Genomic DNA, 17,643 nt, shown 5'->3' with positions numbered 1-17,643 from the left:
ATATCTGCGGTCGCGCTTCCGCCAGGGACACCCGGTTGATCTGTGTTTTTCCACGCGTCGGGACGGGCAGCCGAGGGACACGCGGTGCGCTATGTACTTGAGCGGAGTTTGAGTTCGAACACTTCTCTTAAGGATGATATATCTCGCAAGTGGCCCGCACCGAGCCGCAAGAAATGAAGAACGTGTGCCAGTGACTGGCAAGCGCGAAGCGCCCAGCGCCGCAGCGCAAGTGTGCCGTCCCTCCCACATTCCGCAGGATCATGGCAAGGGATCAAATTTGACAGCCTGCGCCATCGTCATTTCCGTAGGAAGGATCAAACGTTCGTCGCCAGTCCGATCGCCTAGCTCGAATGGCACTACCCAAAGCGTCATACCCCCGCCAAATGAGAACGGTAGCAAAGGTGCGTTGAAGGCTGCAGTGCCTGGGTAAATCAATACCAGCTCCTTCAGCTGCTGACCTGCATCGATGTACTTATGACCGTACGCGAAGAGTTGATAAAAGTCGCTCTGGGAGATACCGTATCTGTGATCACGCGATGCAGTTAAGCGTTTCCACTTCGCATCTAAAACCACACGCTGACCCGCGTACTCCAGCACTAGATCAGGCCTTAATTGAAAAAAACCGCGGCCGTCGTGGTTGCATAGATGGGCCTCGCGCGATTGGCGCTTTAGGCTTGCCGTATTAGGAAGCTGACGCAGCAGCGTAGCCTCCACAAAGCGCTCGAATAGCTTCTCCATCGGAAAAAGAAGGCTCATCCCATGCCAGGTACCCTGCACTGCCAGCGGCATCTGCTGGCCTAAGACGAGCTGACACCACGGCAGAATGTGTCCATAATGCGCCATGAGTCGACCGCCACGCCACGCTTTAAAGTCGCTTATCAAGTCGCGCGATGGAGGCACCTCTGCTAGCACCTGCAGTAGCTCGTGAGACACGCGCCAGTTGAGCGGATCCTGGGTCGATTGCGCCACGCGCAGCAGGGCCGAACGGATCAGGCGGTTTTCAGGAGAGTCCAGCGAAAACACATCGTGACGAGTGTGAAAGTAGTGCGCCCGGTGGGGGGGTTGGCGCAGTTGGCGGATGACGTCGAGCTGGCCACGCAAATGGCGTTGTTCGTCTTCGATGCGCAAATAGTCGAACTTCATGCCTCGTTTTAGCAGATGTTCAAGTGCCGTTAAAAACTGTCTCCGCACCCATTCCGACAAGGGCGCGTTAAACAGGGCCAGATCCGCTGGCCCAACCTGGCGAGTCGGCAAGTCGAGCGCAGCTTGAATCATGCGAGTCATCAGCGCGCGTGCCGCTTCAGGCGATGCGCCAGCTTCCACATGCTTTGGCAGGATCTCGATCGTAGTGCCGCAGGGCGTCTCGAGAATCCCCACGAAGTTGTCCAGCCGCAGCCATTGGCTGCCCTCTATTTCCAGCAACTGCGCGCCGTCGGCGCGGAACTGTCCCGCAAGACGGCACAGGTATTCGAAAGCGCTTTTCGACACGGACGCACGATCCAGCGTTGGCTGTAACACCGGACAGGTCGTCAGCTTGGCGTACTCTCGGACGACAACAAGTTCAGTCAATTGACTGCCTGCTTCGCGGCCGCCATAACGTGTGCGCCGAGCTGGCGAGTATTGTGCTGGCCACCTTGTGGATTGAGATGATTCACCCCCAATTGATCAGCCAACTTCTTAAGAATTGGCATGGCGACCTGTTCAACGCCATTCTGGTACACCTTGATCGTTTTATCCGTCCATCGTTCTAGCCTAAAACCGCCGAATTCGATACTAGCTTCACTTGCCGATAACGCTGCGGCCTTAACCGCGGATTTGGTGTGCTCGATGATCCCGAGATACGCGTCGACCCGATCAAACGCGTCGTCATTGACTATCCAGGTTTTCTCTTGAACTCGGCCTTCGAAATCGTCGCCGAAGAGCGTACTAATGCTGACGCTGGACGGGAGCACAAAGCAATTTACTGGGGCCTTCCGATGGTCATTGAGCACCCAGCGAATCCGGTTCCAGTCTTCAAAAAAATACTCTTTAAGCAGCGGAACGATTTGCTGCTCAAAGATGCGCGCCAGACGCTCGATCGAGGGCTCATCCTTTAATGGTAGGAAGTAGGCGTGTCCCAAACAGTGTTCGCGATCAAGGAGTGCCTCAATGCGAAGGTTCATGACGGAAAGCAGCTGGTCGATCGCCACACCCTCCACCACAATGCCAGCAAGTAACTCAGGGCGCGGAGGCATTTCCTTGAACACAAATCGGCGCCGCAGTGCGATATCCAAGCCGCTGAGTGAGCGGTCGGAGGTATTCATAGTGCCGATCAGGTAAAGATTACTCGGAACACTGAAGGACTCCTTCGAGTAGGGCAGCGTTACTGACAGCGCTTCTCCACCACCGGCGCGCTTACTGGGCTCAATCAATGTGATGAGTTCACCAAAAATTCGTGAAATGTTGCCGCGGTTAATCTCGTCAATGATCAACACCCGCGCATCCGGGCCTTGCTGGGTGTGGAGCGCGATAGCTTTGGTCGAGAGAAGGTCGCGCAACTTCTCTCGATCGATCACCTCGGCACCCAGGCGATAGATCGCTTTCATCATGAAGTTCTTGGTCATGATCACGTTACATGAAGTGGAGGGGGCAAATACCTTGAGCCAACGCACTGCTCGACTTTGCGAGAATTCATCCTCAGCCTCCTCTCGCGGCAAATGTTCGTACCGTCCGGTGATCTGCCCAATCGCGCGGAACTTCGAATTGCCGTCCGCCACGACGACCAGGTCGCCCACGCCCATACCGAGCACAAACGCGTTTACTGCGGTCACCGGATAATCCGCTGTGGTGTAGACGGTGCCGTTTTGCGCGAATAGCCTGATGATATCGGCCTTGTCTTTCACCGCAGAGAAATCGATGCCATGCCCCCAGCCCAATAAAATTCGATCGTGTTCGATACACTCTTCATATACATAGTTTTCTTCACTACGGTTACCAAGTGACATTTTCCAGATCGTGTTTCCGCTCACGTCGACATCCGGCACTTCGTCCACGACCACCTTCCTGGCAGTAGCGTCCTCGCAAATCGCCTTGAAGACGCCGTCCACCGGGAAGAACTTTAGCTGACGCGTCGCTTCATCAGGATCGGCGCGCAATCCTTCTACGAAGTCTTCATAGCTAAAGCTTTGATGAAAGGTCACGAAGCGTACGTGATTCGAGGCCTCGAATTCTTGAAAGCGTGCCCGCAAAGCTCCCCGATCTCCGCGATGTTGCTCGAGAAAGGACGGATCCAGGATGGCCAAAGTCTCATCAATTGTCGAGTGGGTTTTACCAGTCCCAGGCGGGCCGTAGAGGATTTGATTGAGTGGCGGGCGGACGAGAGTTGGTGTGGTCATAGGGGCGGCGGAAGGTATAGTCGATTGAGCGGCGAACGGATTAGAAAATGTGCGGCTTTGCAAGAACGCGAGGTATTGCTTGATCGCTGCGCGTGGTCCCCCGTGGTAAATATTCCCTTCTGCGTAATCGTCGCCGCCAGAGCCATAACGCTCGACTAACGGCATCAACACATCAGGCATGTTGATAGCAAAAATATCGATTTTTGAATGCTCGGAAAGGTGTTCGATGAACCGTGTGTACTCTTTTGCTGTTTTCTCTTGCTTTCCTGTACCCGTCACAAACTCCCGAAAGTTTTTCCGCACGTCCAATGCAATCTCCTAAAGGAACCAAAGGCCGAGCGATAATTCGCCGACCGGTCGACACCGTATCTTAACGACAAACTAATGTCCACCAGTAGATTCGCCAGCTCGGAAGGCGCGCCAATCTTGGAAGATGTCACGACGTCCGCAAACAGTAACAGGTCTCAATTCGCATTGGGATTCTTGAAGAGTGTGAGCCGCTACATGATGCAGTGCGGTTGTGGTGAAACGAGTCACGGTGGCACGCTTGATATCAGGCTGTCGCGTGAACATTGGAGACATTTCAAGCTGAAATAACAGGTAACATTCGCCTCATGATTCTTCGATATCACCCCTCAACGGCCGAGTGTTCGAATCCGACGGGTGACGCGACGAATACCCAATGTCGGTGGACCGATCGTACACTCAGAACTACCCGAAAACTTGCTTTTTTACCAATCGCCCATAAGAAAGTATCAGTAAAACGATGAAAACGCTGCGCACTGTCATATTCATGGGGGCATTTTTATCTGCCCCAATAGCTAAGGCTGATTTCGCCGACAAACTGAGTCGCCTAGTTGGCTACGCAATCGTAGACGCTAAGACGATCAAAGCTTGGTACGACGATGGAGATGGTGAGAAGGGCGAAGGTGCATTTAAAGGCTGTAAGCACGGCCGAGTAATTGTCTTCGCCGATGATAAAGTACTCACCTGCGCACAATATGGATATCAGTACGCGTATCGGCCAACCGCGGTAATCATTGCAAAGCCAATTACATTGCAAGGACGAACTCATTACGACTATAAAATGGTCGTGGACGATGAGATCTATGACATGCGGCGCTAATGCTTAGCGAAACCGACCTGATTTGAGAAACGTTCAGTTTTCTTCGGCAACTGCAAGCACAGACTTTGTTGATAGATGTGGAGAATCATTTGTGCCGCGCCTCGAGTAGCGAGCGCTACGCCCGCCACACACAGCCACCGTGGGCCAAAGAGGATGCTGCCTATCAGAAATGCCTCTTTAAGAGCTCGTCGCCCAGCCGTTACCCGGCACTGGAGCCCTTCGATGTCGATAAGCTGGGCTTCTAACGAAGCGTACTGCCGTAGTCGTCAATTGTCGATTCACGACCTACCCACCGACGCATTTGCGTCTTGAGTGCACGACAGGCGATCACGTTAAAGTGAAGGATGGCTACCTGCCGGTTCATCGGGTTGCGCCGATCTTGAGATGATGTAGAAGGACCGGCATGTCTTCTCCCTGCTATCCGCTATCGTTCTGGGCCTTGGCACGGCTCACTGCGATCCCTAGGCGTCGAGGAGAGCGCCCCTGGTGTTGAACGACTCCGTTCAATGCTCGAAAGTAGCTCCGACCGCAACGTGTTTCGTTCATCTTGGAGTGAAAGCGGCAAACCCGCGACAAACGCCCTAATTTTTCTTCCCAAGTCCCGGTCAACTGGAGCGGAGGATGCCTCAAGTTCAGCGGCACCTTCCAGCCAAGACGCGCGGACGGCTTTCTGCGTTGCGATGATCTGATTGCGATACGGATTTTCCGACGCTGAACGCCCCGATAGTCCATCGGCTGCTTCCCGCAGTTTCGCTAAACGCACGAAGCCTCGTCCTGGCCTTTTCTCGTCGTCATCGATAGCGAGAACGCGACCTCGCGCTGCCTTCGCGATGACCCCGCGCGTGCGCCTCGGCGTCGCCTCGACTTCGTACCCCTGGTCACGCATCTTCGCAGCGAACACTTCGCGCCACGTCTGTAGATCCGTCTTCTTTGGGTCGAGGCGCGCGCCATCGTACCCCCTCGCCTTCACAGTAAGATGAGCATGAGGATTTTTTGTGTCGTTGTCATTGCCAGGGTGGTGAACCGCCATGAGATACTGGTTCGTCTCGCCGAATACCGATTCAGCAAATGCGCGCGTTGCACGACGCACCGCCTCTGTGTCTGTCCCTGCCGGCATGGACAGGACAATGTTGATGGTATGCCGCTCGTTGCTGCGCGGCGGGCCCAGTTCATCACACCAGGCGCGGTGCTCTTCGCGCAGCCGGTCGCGCGTGGCGATCACCTCACCGCGCTCGGTCTCCACCTCGATCTTTCCGTTTCGGCTGATGTAATCGAAATGTGACTTCAGATGCCTGGCGTCGCGCACGCTCCCCGACACCTTCACCATTGCTTCCGTCGCACGTTCGACGACGCGCCTTATTTTGGCCTTGGCAGCTTCCAGTTCGGGGATACGGTTGCGTCTCGAACGTACCGGTGTATCTAGCGCGAGTCCCACCAGCGGAAAACTTGATTGGGTTCTCATCGTCTACCCTCCCCGCCATAGCGCCCCCAGCTTGCGTTGATCAGGGCGGCCACCTTAGCGCGATGCTCGCCGATGGTGGCGGAGAGCGCAGCAAGGTCTAGCGCTTTCATTTCGTCCTCCGCGGTGTTTGAAGAGTTAAGGCGCTGGGCGATCTGGTTGATGTTGCGTCCGAGGTGGGCCAGCTCGCGATTGGATGCAAGCAGCGCATTTTCCTCAGTGCGGTTGAACTGGGGTGTCTGGCCAAGCGTAGATCGGATTTGGCGACGCACCCACCCCTGCGGCGTTGTCCCTTCCTGGTCGGCTCGGGCACACAGCTCTTCGAACTCCTTGTCGGCTAGACGAAGATAGAGTGCGGCAGGCTTGGTGCGCGTTTCCTTTCTGTCGTCGATCTCCACGAAGTCGGGGCAGACCTTTCTGACCATGAGCCGGAGCATCTGGCCAGGAAGTAAATCGCGTTCGCTGCAGAAGTTTTCAAACGTCTGTTTTTCGCGGGGCGTTGCCGCCATTGAGATCGTTTTGCAGCGCCGTTCTCTTTCATTCGTGTCCATTGGGTGTGCTCCCAAGTACGCTGTCGAAGTCAACCATCTAGATTGATATCTTATTCCCTATCCTGCACTAGTCCTTCAACGTATCTCAACGTTTTCGCTAGCGAAAACGGGAACGATTTTGGCGTCTGGCACGCCAGTCGACGCGCCTCTGGAAACCGTGCCTAGGCGCCATGAAACTGCGATGGTTGCCGACGCTTTCAGTCGGCGTTGAAGCATGCGCCGCAAGCGTCTCGTCTCTGCGCCTTCATAGTCCAGGCCCCGATGCGAGCCTTAGCCGCACTAGCACTTTGCTCGAGACAGCAAGCGCCGCTCGGTTGCGCAACGCCGTTGCAGTGCTCACTGGCGGCGGGTCTATCTGGGTCGTCGGTCATCGTGTCGACCAGCTGCCCAACGCCCTCATTGCCAAGGAGATCAACTTGGATACACCCGACGAAGTAGCGGCCAACGACGCCTTTCACGATGCGCTGAAAGCGCTCCAGCGAGCGCGAGAATTAAGCCTGCGCGCCGGCTATGGAAGTCTCGTGGTGGTCCCGTTGGCGGAAGCGCAGCGCGAGACGCAATACGCGTTCGACACGGCGCGCGAGCGAAACTGAGCCGAGGTAACCAGCGGGGGCATGATGAGGGCGAGCGGGCAATCCGTATCACACGGATCAACCGCGCATGGAAAACGCTGGCGCGTGAAGACTGGACACGGTCCGCGCGAGCAAAGTACCGGGGGATGATCGTCAAGCGCGTGTATGCTCGGCTGAGCCTGGGCTTGTGGCAGGCCCGGTCGCCGTGCCGAAGAGGCAATAGGGCAGCCCGTCCTGCAGCCCGGTGCTTGATGCGCGCAATCTGTGTCAGTTATGCGGCTCGCGCAACATTTTCAATGAGAGCAAGCGCTCGTACTGATCCAGCAGGTCGATGTCGCTCAGCGCAGCTGCCGCGTCGGGCAACCGCGTAAACACCGTCCCCCGCCACGCGACCTCGCATCCCTGCTGGTCGGCGACCAGGTCGCAAAGACGCGATTCAACTAATTGACGAAGCATGATGGCTGGTACCCGATGTCAGATGAATTAGCCTGGGAGAGGCCCGAGCTTGCTGCAGCTTTGCAGCCTTTCAAGTAAGTTCTGAAAATGCAGGTCGCGCTTCATCAACTCCGACTGCGCATGGAGCGAGCCGATGAAGTGCATCAGCACCGCCTCTTCGTCCGGACCAGCAGCCGCTGCGAGCTGGATCGCCTCGATCAACAGCACCACCGGTCCAAATACGTTGTGCACAATCTGGCAGCGCCGGTCCTCGGTGAGTGCGCCGAACGGAAGCGCCGACATATGAGTGGCGATCGCGGCCAGGGCATCGACTGGCTGCGGAACTGGTAAGGCTGAGTAGTTCACGATCTGCTCCGTTTCTTGTGGTGAGATTGCTGTATGTCGCTGCAATACCCCAGCCTAAGAAGCGGCCGGAAATCTACAACGGGTTTGACCGCTACCACGCGATTACTGGCATGCCTCGCAATCAGGCCCGGATTCGCCAGTCCGGTAAGCGCAGGCAGTTGCGGTTCCACCTGTCGGCGGCAACCATTTCAGAACGACGTGCCGAAGCGCGGCGGGCTCGTGATCCAGGTCGATTGATTCGGCGTGCTCGCCGATCATCCGGCCATACACTTCCGCCAACGCACGCAGATCCGGCGACAAAATGTAATTCACTGGTGGTGCGACCTCGCGCACGCGATTAATCACGGTTTCCAGCTGTGTTATCGTAATAATGTTAGGCATCGCATTATCTCCGGCAGTCGAACATTGGCTATTTAAAGATCAGGTTGGCGGATTCCGCTTGTCGCCGCGCGGGAATCCCTTTAAAACGATTCTCTGCCAGACGAGTTGTTTATGGTCGTCCGTCATGACCGCCCATTGCGCGACTTCGGACACGGTCCGGCCACATCCAATGCACACGTCATCATAAGTGGTGGAGCACACGCCGACACATGGCGAATCGCTGGCTGCCGCTACCGTTTTTAACGGATCAGGTTCCGAAATGGCGAACATCATTGAACATGCATGATCGTCGATCGGTGCCGAGTGGAGATCAAGGTACCCGTCAGTCATCGCCGTAACCAAACCATAGGGAGGACTCGATCGCCCGAAGGTTCCTGCCAAAGCATCCAGTGCGGGTACTTCCACACCCACCGCCAGGATCGTTCCGCTCGCAGTCTGCGATTTTGCTGCTGTCATGGCAAGATACCTCCCAAGTCAAATTGGTATTTCGGGACAATCAAAACTGCTGCCGCATCGCTGGCGCGCGTGATATAAAAGTAAAACCGATGTGCGGAATATGAATCTGACGGTGCGCCACTTCCGCTTTTTATTCTAGGCTGGCATATTAATTATTATACTGGCGCGCCTCTGTTATTATTTGATTAAAATCGACTGGGTCGGTGTTATTCACTTCTCTATGATTTTTTCCATTTGGGCCTATCAGCATTATTGGCGTTCAGCGTTAAAAACGCTGCCGCTTTTTAATCAAGGTTTTTAATTAGCACAACCCAACAACGAGTTTCAATATGTCGGATCGGATTCTCGTAAATATCGGCAATGTGCTTCATCATCAAAATAGGAACGGTGGTCACCCCACCGCTCCTTTAGTACCGCCGTGGCGAATGACTTAAAGGTCGGTACGCAACGCCTCAGGGAGCCATTGCATTTCCTTCAAAGCGCGCTCCGCTGCTTCGGCTGCCGCACCCTTTTTCATTTTCTCCAGCGGGACCGCGGCCTGCGCCGATACAGCCTGCGCGACGACCGTGGCCATCCGGTCTTTCGATACGTGGCTGAAGTAGTCCGCCGCGCTTGCGGCCCACCATTGGGACATGTCCAGCCTGAGTCCTTGCGCCAGGGTCACGAATTGCGGAGACGCGCCTTCCCGATGCTGAGTGGCGTCGAGCGTGCTGGCGACGCAGAACGCCAGGACCTCCATCACGGTGGGCGTCGGCTGAAGCGTCAGCCATTCCAGCCACCCTCCCCCTGTCGCCTCATCTGGCAGGCGTTCGAGCAGTTGTTCGCCGCGCTCGCGAAATGCTTCCGCCGCGCGGCTTTTCCGTGCCACGTCGGCCAGCACCGGCTTGCTGACCGCGATCTTGGCCAGGGTGCCAGCAGCGTCGGGCCGGAACACCTCGCGCATCAGCGTGTAAGTCAGATAAATCAGGGCGATATCGCTCTGCGCCATCATTTCCGCCTGCAGCGCAGCCGTGCGCTGCGACGTCAGCGCGTGGGTCAGCCGGTCGGAGTGCACCGGCTTGCTTCTGCGTGAGCCCGCGCCCGCGTCGTCAGGCAGCGTCACCATCCTGGCTTTGTCCGCAGGCCGGATGACATTGCGCTTGATCACCACCTTGCCGCCATCGTCCAGCGTGACCACTGCGCCCGCGAGCGCCTTATCGGCTGGGTTGTCGATGACCGGTCGATTGCGCAACAGCGCATCCCGCTCGCCCTCCAGGGCAGACAACTCTCGACTGAGATCGTCGTACCTCGCGTCATCGTCGCCCCCCTCCAGGTCGTCGATCGCGTGTTCCAGTTGCGTGATGTTCTGGTCGAGCGCGGCCAAGCGTGCGGCTTGCGCGCCGGTGAACGCGCCAACCGAGGTACGCACCACCGCGAATGCCGACAGCGTCGCATAGTCAGCCCTCGGCAGGACATCGACCCACCCGACACCTTCCTTCAACAGTTGGGCACGCTCTTTTTCCAGCTGCTCCAGCGCGAGGCGCTCCAAGAGCGCCATGTCGGACAGGTAGCCGTCGCCAACCTTGCTGAACAGATCGCGGACCACCACGCCGCCCGCCTGTTCAAAGGCGTTCACGCCCACGTATTGCGCGAGCCGGTCAGTGCGCACGTTGACCTGCTGCGCCGTCAGCAGACGCCGAAGTTCATGCGGATACCGATGGCGTGGTCCCAGGCTATCCCAGGCCTGCTGCTGGGCCGCGTGATCATCGGTGATCGCCAGCGCGATCATCTGCTCGAAACTGGCTTCATCGTTGCGGTACAGGTCGAGCAGGGGCGGGAAAATATTCGCCAGCTTCAGGCGCTTGAGAACCACCGATACGTCGAGCTTGAACAGCATCGCGATGTCCTCGACCGACCGGCCGCGCCTGACCAGCTCCATCATCGCGTCGTACACGTCGGCCGCGTGCATGTCTTCGCGGCCGGAGTTCTCGGCCAGGCTGATTGCCACTGCCTCCTCTTCGGTGACGAGCAAATAGGGAATCGCGAAATCAATGGGCAGCAGACCCTCCGCGATCAGTTCTCCAAGCGCCTGATAGCGGCGTCCACCGGCGACGATTTCCACGACGCCGGTCTCGCGGCCATCGACGACCTGCATGAAGGCAACGAGGTTCTGCAGCAGTCCCTGCGCCAGGATCAGCGCCTTCAGTTCGCTGACGTCGGTGCCCTTCTTGCGCACGTTGAGCCTGCTGCGCACCATGTCGCGACAGCGCGCGCTGCGCAGCGTTCCGCACTCGATGACCGTTGCGAAGCCCGGGAGTGGCGGCATTGCCTGCGCGCCGCTACGGATCGGTGCCTTGATGGATGCCAGTTGCATGATTCTTTCCTTTAAGAAGTTGGTCGGTTGGAGAGCTCAAACATCTGATCCTCTCGCTCGAACTCTCTCGCTCCCGCCTGGGCGGGCGGGGGGTGGGAAAGCCCTGCCCTCACGGGCAGGGTTGGGATGGGTGGGGTCCAAGGCAGCGAGGCAAGGGGCCGCCGAATCTGACCCGTTCCGTACGCTGATCCCCCCACAAGCCCCCCTCGCCTCAACCCGGGGGACTTGTGGGGGGATTGGCGGAACGGGTTACCCGCGGCCCGTGCTGGCCAGGTCAGGCGCCAGGTGCGCCGGCTTCACAGCGCAAGCGGCGGCGCAAGGGCTGTGACAGCGCTGTGGGCTGGCGCAGCCCTTGATGCACCTGGCGCCTCCCGGACGAGACGCGGCCGGCTTCACAGCGCAAGCGGCGGCGCAAGGGGCGTGACAGCGCGGGTTTCGCTGGCGCGCCCCTTGAAACGGATCGTCCCCACTTCAGGATTGTTTATCGCGCCCCGATGGCGTTCGTGCACGCCACTGCAGCCGCATCCCGCCGAGCGCCAACGGCGCGCTGGAGCGCAGCGCAAGGCCGCCGGGCCGAGCCCGCAGGGCCGAGACCCGGCACTATCGGGGCTCGGTTCACGACAGACCGGGGTTGCGGCCCCAGCCCTTGTCCCTCGCCTCCCCGCAATCAGCCACGCCAAACGCCCGGCCACCAACGGCCAGCACCTGCCGCGCGCACTCCAACCCCAGGCCGTGCAGCTGAGTTTGACCAGGACTAATGAGCCCAAGGCGCAACGACCTAGAATGGATCGCGCATCACCGAATAACGGCCTGGCTTGGTCGAGCGCAGGGTAAAGCCACACACGCACTGATCTGACGGAGGCATCGTGGCGCAACTCATCGCAATCGAACAACTGGAAGCGATCATCAACCGGGTCCGGCTACTGGCCCCGCCAGTCGACGGCGTCCTGTCGCCGGAACTGCGCATCCTGGCTGAGATCTACGGCAACATGATTGCCGACCCCACCCAGTTGCTCGACCTCGAACTGCTGGCCGAGCAGATCAGGCCAGTCGCGCTCACGCTACTGGGAGCGCCGCCCAGGGACCGGCCGCGCGATGTGCGCCAGTACGGCCTGCCCTTCTAAGGAAAGATATGCCCGAGGAACATGCATGCGCGTCGCGCCGTACCAGTCGACGCGCAAGGGATTGAAAGCAACATGCCCTGCCCTGTTTGTCGACTGAAGGTCCAAACAAACGGCGCAACCGCGCCCGGTGTTCCGCCGCGCGATCACATCCGCCGACCGGAAGCGCCGCGCAATCGGGACGCTCGTTGATCCTGATTCATCATCCAACCGCCAGCTGCGCTACCTTGAACAGATGAACAGCCTAGTACGCACCGTCCTTCGCATTGCCTCCCTGCTCGCCCTGATCGGTGTCCTGCCCGCGCACGCGCTCGAAGTCATTGGCGTGGCCGACGGCGACACCATCACCGTCCTTGATCGCGGCAAGCCGGTCAAGGTGCGCCTGGCCAACATCGACGCGCCCGAGCGCCACCAGCCGTTCGGCGAACGCGCCAAGCTGTCGCTGTCGCAGCTGTGCTACCGCCAGGATGCCCGGGTGGACGTGACCGGCACCGACCGCTACGGCCGGCGCATCGCCCGGGTCAGCTGCGCCGGCATCGACGCCAACCGCGCCCAGGTGGAACGCGGCCTGGCCTGGGTCTACGTCAAATACAACCAGGACCCGCGCCTGGCCGCGCTGCAGGACGGCGCGCGCAAGGAGCGCCGCGGCATCTGGTCCGAGCCCGGGCCGGTGCCGCCATGGGAATTTCGAAAAGCGAGGCACTAGCATGCGCGCCCCTCCCCCTCCGAGCCCGGCCCATCCCGCACAGGCGCCGCGCCCCGCTGAGCAGCGCGCCGGGCCACGCCGCAGGCCCGGCATGACCACGCTGGTCGTCGCCAACCAGAAAGGCGGGGTCGGCAAGTCGACCACCGCCTGCCACGCCGCGTTCTACCTCGGCGGGCAAGCCCGCGCCAAACAACCCGGCGGCGCAGACAAAGGCCGCGTCGCCTTCATCAGCTGCGAAGTCCAGAAAAACAGCAGCAATACCTTGAAGAAAACCTACGGCACTGCCAACGTGCGCGCCGACGCCTTCTTCCGCAGCGAACCGTTCGACGTCGTGCCGACCGGCGCCATCACCGTGTATGAGGGCGGCCCCTTCATGGCCGATATCGAGCGAATACAAGGCGCACATTTCAGGACCCAGGTCGCGCGCATCGCCCCCCACTTCGACTACTGCATCATCGACACCCCGCCCTCGGTCGGGGTGCTGCAGGTGGCGGCCCTGAGCGCCGCCGACTTCGTCCTGTCGCCGATCGAGATGGACGAATACAGCGTCGAGGGCGTGGTCGACATGCTCAAGACCATCATCGGCGTCAAGGAGCGCTTCAATCCGGGCCTGGTATTCCTCGGCATGCTGCCCTGCCGCCTGCAAAACACCTCGCCGCGCCAGAAGGCCCCGCTGGCCAATCTGCTCAAGCACTATTCAAACTATGTGTTCGGGCTGGACGAAGGTTGCAAGACGTCGGTGCGCCAGGCCATCCCCGAAGCCCTGGCCCAGGGCGTCCCGGTCTGGCAACTGAAAAGCAGCGGCGCGCGCGAAGCCGGCGCCGAAATGCTGGCCATCATGCGCCTGCTCGAGCGCGCCATGGGACGGTAGGATGGCGACCCGGACCAGCTCCAGCCCGGTCAACCTGGCCGGCCTCGATGCGCTGGCTGACCTGGGCGCCGTGTCTTACGCATCGCTGCTGCAGGGCGACCCGGACGGCCGGCAGCGCCAGTCCAGCGCCGCGCCGCTGCTTGTACCGGTCAGCGATATCGAGGAACGCCCGCACCAGGTACGCCAGCGCTTTGACCTCACCGAGCTGCGCGCCTCGATCCGCGACAACCTGGACGCCGGTCGCGCGCCCGTCAAGACCCCGCTGATCGTCAAGCCCATCCCAGGCCATCCCGGCAAGTGGGACCTGTGCGACGGCGCCCGGCGCCTGCGCGCAGCGCGCCTGGAGGGCGTCACCGCGCTGCCGGTGATCGCCGATCCCGACTTCGACGACTTCGACCAGGTCGTCGTCAACCTGCAGCGCGACGCCAATACCCCGGTCGAGATCGCCGACTTCATCGCCTCAAAGCTGGCGACCGGCCGCAAACAAACCGAGATCGCCAGGCGGCTCGGCAAATCCAGCGCCTGGGTCTCCAAGCACGCCGCGCTGATCGGCATGCCGGCGCCGATCCGCCACGCGTACGATGCCGGCCGCATCCACGACGTCGAAGCGATGTACCTGCTGGTGGTCGCCTACAAAAACCAACAGGCCAGCATCGATCCACTGTGCATGGAGGGAGCCGGGCCGATCAGCAAATACAACGTCATGCGCTTGCTGGAGGAGGACACGGAGCCGGTCGCTCCAACGCCGTCATCAACTGCTGCCGATGAACGCGCGGAAGGTTCCGCGCCGAATCCGATGCCCATTGCCATGCGTCCCGAAGCAGTCGACGCCGGCGCCCCGACGGCAACGACGTCGCGCGCCAGGCCAGCCTCGATCGCACAGACAAAACCCCGGCCGCCCCCCGCCGCCCTGCTCGAACGCCCCCTTGTGCAGGTCCTGCATGAAGGCCGCGCCGCCACCTTGCTGATGGCCGCCTGCGCCCCCGGCGCACAGGCCTCGATCCGTTACGACGCGACCGGCCATACCGCCCAGGTCCCGATCGGCAGCCTGACGCTGACCGCGATCATCGCCAAGCCCTGACCGCGGTCCCGGACAAGCGCCATTTCTGCAGCGCGAAGTGACACACGCCAACCGCATCGGCCCGCCACCATCACTTTGTCGCGCAGCGGCCAGGCAAGCGCCATCGGCGCGCGCCCCGTTCCCCACTTCAGCGCCTGCAGCGGGGCGCTGCGCGCCGCGCTTGCCGTTGGGGATCAGCCATGCGGCCAAGGGGTGGGGCACCCGCCCCTTGATGAGCAGGTCTGCCGAGAGGAGGACTGCAGGCGGGCCGCAGGCCCCGTCCTGCAGGGACGGCAGCGCAGCGCACCGGCAAGGAGACCATAGGGCCGAGCACGCATCGGCGACATACCAATCGCATTCCTGTACGGATCAATGTTTTATGTATCAGCGTATGAAAATATCGCGTCTAATCGGTCCACTTCCCAAGAGACCATCCGCCCCTCTAGGTACCCAAAATCACTCAAAAAATAATCGTCTTCGAGTTCAATGTCGCCTACAACGATTTTACCATTAACCAATGTACCAGTAATTATATGCGCGTAGCCGTCTCCAATTCTCACAATGCTCGGAACCTTATCATCCTCCGCTTCGCTTACTAGATAGTCGCAAATAATAAACGGGTGTATTTCGACCCAGTATAATTCTCCTTCACAAATATGATAAGGACAAACACTTGCGAAACAGACGAGGTCATAGTCTTGCAAGCGAAGCGTTACCATTTCATCGTCCACTTCGTTTAAGTGGATCAACGTTGCTAGGTACTTCATTAACCGGCTCCAATCGTTATTTCGTTTGCTTTTGACTCTGCACCCAAAATTTTCCAAAAAACATATCCCGTCTTCGTGTGAATAGCTCGAATATACCCAGTATCGCCGATGGGAACCAAAGCGAATTTTGATCGGGCCATCGCCGGCCGTACCAAAACCGAACCTTCTGCCGATTAGGGAACAGGCTAGAGATGAGCGATGGTTGCTCGTTACATCACATGGGCCCACTCAACACAGCAATGACACGCTTGAAGAATCATCAAAATTCGATTTCGTCGAGAATTGTTTGCAGCTTGACCGGATCCGCTCCACCGCCGAAATAGTATTCCCTACCACCGTCGTCCTCCAACTCATCAGCACGCATCATCCAGTAGAGGACATAATAATCCTCGTCAAACTTGTCCTGAAGGGCGTCGGCATCTGCATACGTCGCGACACGAATGTAGGGCCCATACCGCGCGTCCATCCGAACAACAATTCTCTTTTTGGTTTTCGAATCAATCATTTTTTTCTAAGGTAACAATGCTATTACACCGTCGGGGCACATTTATAACCGCTTTTAGCTAAAGTATTCTCGAATACTTTGTCGCGCAGCGGCCAGGCAAGCGCATGGCGCGCGCCCCGTTCCCCACTTCGGCGCCTGCAGCGGGGCGCAGCGCGCCGCGCTTGCCGTCGGGGATCAGCCATGCGGCCAAGGGGTGGGGCACCCGCCCCTTGATGAGCAGGTCTGCCGAGAGGAGGACTGAAGGCGGGCCGCAGGCCCGGTCCCGCAGGGACGGCAGCGCAGCGCACCCGCAAGGAGGACAGGCCCACAGGATTCTGTCGCAATGTCAAGCACCTTTAGTCCATAGAGAGAGTTTCGTATTCGCCCCACGGTGGAGGTACTCCCATGCTTTCCATGTAACTGCGAAAGTCAATAATTCGCCGATCGCCAACATCCTCGACCTTAAGCCAAGTTGCCTCGCATTCTGAGCAAACGAAAATAATATTTGCCAACGCACGGAACTTCAATTTCTCAACATCGCCCTGTTTGCAAATTGGACAGGCTATTATCATCAAGGACCTTTCGAAACGGGATACGCTGATATGTGGCATTCCCCCAGCAGTCCGGACACTACCGAGTGGGTACGTTTAGCCACGGCCACTATGTACGACCTGGTCCGGTCACAAACCCTTCTTCGCAGCACGGCACATCGTATCGATCACGCCATCGTCCTTGGCCGGTTCTCCGATGGCGCGGTTTAACTCGGCAAGGTCGTCGATGCTCGCGCATAATTCGTAGACGTCATAACCAAAGCTACCAGCCGCCACGCCAGTGCCCAGTAATGGGACGAGCTTACCGGCCCCTGTAACAAACTGCCGCTTGATGGCACTTCGCAAGCGACCCGCAGTCCCAATACCGACGCGGCGAGCCGCCGCTGTCGTTGCAGCAAGCTTCTGCCGGGATATCGCAAGCTGTCTGCTTGTAATCGCAAGCTTTTGATTGGTTTGTGCATTCTTGCTGAGTAGCGCAGCGCGCTCGTGATGCAGAGCGGCCACAGTGCTCAAGTGGGTTGCGATGTCAGCACTCAGGCCTGCAATCTGCCGCAAGCGCAGGGCCTCTTGTCGCTTGAGTGCGGAAGCATCAGATTCCCCGGCGCTACCGGCGCGGGGGGTGGCGGCCGACGCATCGGTCATTCCTGTGGCATGGGTCTTAAAGTAGGTGTCGCCGGCAATAAATATGTTGACGATAACTGATCCCGCCAACAGTATAGCGAGTAAAAAAGTCAACTTGCGGGAGCGCAGCGCGGGAGCGTCAAATGGCAACATTGGCCTCGTGTTCGGGATAGCAATCTTCATTGCAAAGGTCTATCGGGAGCATGATAGCTCAGGTGCTAGCGAACCAAAAATTTATTCCTTTTGGTCGTCGAGCATATCCGTCTGACGTGAGCGGTATCTCGAATACAGTAATGCCGTTGCGGCCTGCAGATTCCGCTCTCCCGAGCCGACGCCGTCCTGGCTCTATGGCTTTCATCGATTGCTATGCAAACCTGCGCTTTCGCGGA

General features: G+C 58.9%; 18 protein-coding genes. 6 read left to right on the top strand and 12 right to left on the bottom strand.

What is annotated here, in order from left to right; translation table 11 throughout:
* Positions 1-258: 258 nt before the first annotated feature.
* A complete protein-coding gene (locus I4X03_RS07975; protein ID WP_223467692.1) occupies positions 259-1,569 on the bottom strand; it encodes an McrC family protein in 1,311 nt (436 codons plus the stop codon).
* Positions 1,566-3,677 carry a DUF8426 domain-containing protein gene (locus I4X03_RS07970; RefSeq protein WP_223468102.1) on the bottom strand — a complete coding sequence of 704 codons (2,112 nt, stop codon included), beginning with the start codon at positions 3,675-3,677 and terminating at the stop codon, positions 1,566-1,568. The genes I4X03_RS07975 and I4X03_RS07970 overlap by 4 nt, the downstream gene beginning before the upstream one ends.
* A 463-nt stretch (positions 3,678-4,140) precedes the next feature.
* Here I4X03_RS07970 and I4X03_RS07965 point away from each other — a divergent pair, with 463 nt between their 5' ends.
* A complete protein-coding gene (locus I4X03_RS07965) occupies positions 4,141-4,500 on the top strand; it encodes a hypothetical protein (RefSeq protein WP_223467691.1) in 360 nt (119 codons plus the stop codon).
* 424 nt (positions 4,501-4,924) lie between these two features.
* On the opposite strand, the gene I4X03_RS07960 is transcribed toward I4X03_RS07965, so the two are convergent.
* Positions 4,925-5,962: a relaxase/mobilization nuclease domain-containing protein gene (locus I4X03_RS07960; protein WP_223467690.1), complete on the bottom strand. Its 1,038-nt coding sequence runs from the start codon at positions 5,960-5,962 to the stop codon at positions 4,925-4,927.
* Positions 5,959-6,510: a ribbon-helix-helix protein gene (locus tag I4X03_RS07955; protein ID WP_223467689.1), complete on the bottom strand. Its 552-nt coding sequence runs from the start codon at positions 6,508-6,510 to the stop codon at positions 5,959-5,961. Before I4X03_RS07955 ends, I4X03_RS07960 begins: the two co-directional genes overlap by 4 nt.
* 314 nt (positions 6,511-6,824) lie before the next feature.
* Here I4X03_RS07955 and I4X03_RS07950 point away from each other — a divergent pair, with 314 nt between their 5' ends.
* Positions 6,825-7,103 (top strand): hypothetical protein, encoded by a 279-nt coding sequence (locus I4X03_RS07950; protein WP_223467688.1) that lies wholly within the window; start codon positions 6,825-6,827, stop codon positions 7,101-7,103.
* A 246-nt stretch (positions 7,104-7,349) separates the two neighbouring features.
* Here I4X03_RS07950 and I4X03_RS07945 read toward each other — a convergent pair whose 3' ends face one another.
* From I4X03_RS07945 to I4X03_RS07925, 5 genes are all read right to left on the bottom strand, one after another.
* On the bottom strand, positions 7,350-7,538 hold the full coding sequence (locus I4X03_RS07945) for a hypothetical protein (protein WP_223467687.1): 189 nt from the start codon (positions 7,536-7,538) through the stop codon (positions 7,350-7,352).
* A 27-nt stretch (positions 7,539-7,565) separates the two neighbouring features.
* A complete protein-coding gene (locus tag I4X03_RS07940) occupies positions 7,566-7,883 on the bottom strand; it encodes a hypothetical protein (protein ID WP_223467686.1) in 318 nt (105 codons plus the stop codon).
* 102 nt (positions 7,884-7,985) lie between these two features.
* Complete coding sequence (locus tag I4X03_RS07935) at positions 7,986-8,264, bottom strand: DUF3717 domain-containing protein (protein WP_223467685.1); 279 nt, start codon at positions 8,262-8,264, stop codon at positions 7,986-7,988.
* A 39-nt stretch (positions 8,265-8,303) separates the two neighbouring features.
* Positions 8,304-8,720: a DUF1289 domain-containing protein gene (locus I4X03_RS23185; RefSeq protein ID WP_307735347.1), complete on the bottom strand. Its 417-nt coding sequence runs from the start codon at positions 8,718-8,720 to the stop codon at positions 8,304-8,306.
* Between the two features lie 430 nt (positions 8,721-9,150).
* On the bottom strand, positions 9,151-11,073 hold the full coding sequence (locus I4X03_RS07925; protein ID WP_223467684.1) for a ParB/RepB/Spo0J family partition protein: 1,923 nt from the start codon (positions 11,071-11,073) through the stop codon (positions 9,151-9,153).
* A gap of 866 nt (positions 11,074-11,939) precedes the next feature.
* On the opposite strand from I4X03_RS07925, the gene I4X03_RS07920 reads away from it, so the two are divergent.
* From I4X03_RS07920 to I4X03_RS07905, 4 genes are all read left to right on the top strand, one after another.
* Entirely contained in the window at positions 11,940-12,197 is a 258-nt protein-coding gene (locus I4X03_RS07920) for a DUF3717 domain-containing protein (protein ID WP_223467683.1), read from the top strand.
* 232 nt (positions 12,198-12,429) lie between these two features.
* Positions 12,430-12,900 carry a thermonuclease family protein gene (locus I4X03_RS07915; protein WP_223467682.1) on the top strand — a complete coding sequence of 157 codons (471 nt, stop codon included), beginning with the start codon at positions 12,430-12,432 and terminating at the stop codon, positions 12,898-12,900.
* A gap of 1 nt (position 12,901) precedes the next feature.
* On the top strand, positions 12,902-13,771 hold the full coding sequence (locus tag I4X03_RS07910; protein WP_223467681.1) for a ParA family protein: 870 nt from the start codon (positions 12,902-12,904) through the stop codon (positions 13,769-13,771).
* Between the two features lies 1 nt (position 13,772).
* Positions 13,773-14,852, top strand: coding sequence for a ParB/RepB/Spo0J family partition protein (locus tag I4X03_RS07905; protein ID WP_223467680.1), 1,080 nt, complete (start codon positions 13,773-13,775; stop codon positions 14,850-14,852).
* Positions 14,853-15,208: 356 nt separating this feature from the next.
* Here I4X03_RS07905 and I4X03_RS07900 read toward each other — a convergent pair whose 3' ends face one another.
* The 3 genes from I4X03_RS07900 to I4X03_RS07890 all read right to left on the bottom strand — a co-directional run bounded on the left by I4X03_RS07900 (position 15,209) and on the right by I4X03_RS07890 (position 17,437).
* Positions 15,209-15,598, bottom strand: coding sequence for a UCP019853 family protein (locus I4X03_RS07900; protein ID WP_223467679.1), 390 nt, complete (start codon positions 15,596-15,598; stop codon positions 15,209-15,211).
* A gap of 259 nt (positions 15,599-15,857) precedes the next feature.
* A complete protein-coding gene (locus tag I4X03_RS07895) occupies positions 15,858-16,103 on the bottom strand; it encodes a hypothetical protein (RefSeq protein WP_223467678.1) in 246 nt (81 codons plus the stop codon).
* A 659-nt stretch (positions 16,104-16,762) separates the two neighbouring features.
* Positions 16,763-17,437, bottom strand: a complete 675-nt coding sequence (locus I4X03_RS07890) for a hypothetical protein (RefSeq protein WP_223467677.1) — start codon at positions 17,435-17,437, stop codon at positions 16,763-16,765.
* Positions 17,438-17,643: the final 206 nt, after the last annotated feature.

This window comes from Massilia soli (assembly GCF_016809835.1).
Taxonomy (GTDB): domain Bacteria; phylum Pseudomonadota; class Gammaproteobacteria; order Burkholderiales; family Burkholderiaceae_D; genus Telluria_A; species Telluria_A soli.
This window is presented reverse-complemented; position numbering and strand designations above follow the sequence as displayed.

What these genes read in the sequence shown, in the direction of transcription:
- I4X03_RS07890 (WP_223467677.1), bottom strand. Translation starts at nt 17,437, where the DNA reads ATGAAGATTGCTATCCCGAACACGAGGCCAATGTTGCCATTTGACGCT.
- I4X03_RS07945 (WP_223467687.1), bottom strand. Translation starts at nt 7,538, where the DNA reads ATGCTTCGTCAATTAGTTGAATCGCGTCTTTGCGACCTGGTCGCCGAC.
- I4X03_RS07965 (WP_223467691.1), top strand. Translation starts at nt 4,141, where the DNA reads ATGAAAACGCTGCGCACTGTCATATTCATGGGGGCATTTTTATCTGCC.
- I4X03_RS07900 (WP_223467679.1), bottom strand. Translation starts at nt 15,598, where the DNA reads ATGAAGTACCTAGCAACGTTGATCCACTTAAACGAAGTGGACGATGAA.
- I4X03_RS07960 (WP_223467690.1), bottom strand. Translation starts at nt 5,962, where the DNA reads ATGAGAACCCAATCAAGTTTTCCGCTGGTGGGACTCGCGCTAGATACA.
- I4X03_RS07955 (WP_223467689.1), bottom strand. Translation starts at nt 6,510, where the DNA reads ATGGACACGAATGAAAGAGAACGGCGCTGCAAAACGATCTCAATGGCG.
- I4X03_RS07910 (WP_223467681.1), top strand. Translation starts at nt 12,902, where the DNA reads ATGCGCGCCCCTCCCCCTCCGAGCCCGGCCCATCCCGCACAGGCGCCG.
- I4X03_RS07905 (WP_223467680.1), top strand. Translation starts at nt 13,773, where the DNA reads ATGGCGACCCGGACCAGCTCCAGCCCGGTCAACCTGGCCGGCCTCGAT.
- I4X03_RS07935 (WP_223467685.1), bottom strand. Translation starts at nt 8,264, where the DNA reads ATGCCTAACATTATTACGATAACACAGCTGGAAACCGTGATTAATCGC.
- I4X03_RS23185 (WP_307735347.1), bottom strand. Translation starts at nt 8,720, where the DNA reads ATGACAGCAGCAAAATCGCAGACTGCGAGCGGAACGATCCTGGCGGTG.
- I4X03_RS07925 (WP_223467684.1), bottom strand. Translation starts at nt 11,073, where the DNA reads ATGCAACTGGCATCCATCAAGGCACCGATCCGTAGCGGCGCGCAGGCA.
- I4X03_RS07915 (WP_223467682.1), top strand. Translation starts at nt 12,430, where the DNA reads ATGAACAGCCTAGTACGCACCGTCCTTCGCATTGCCTCCCTGCTCGCC.
- I4X03_RS07895 (WP_223467678.1), bottom strand. Translation starts at nt 16,103, where the DNA reads ATGATTGATTCGAAAACCAAAAAGAGAATTGTTGTTCGGATGGACGCG.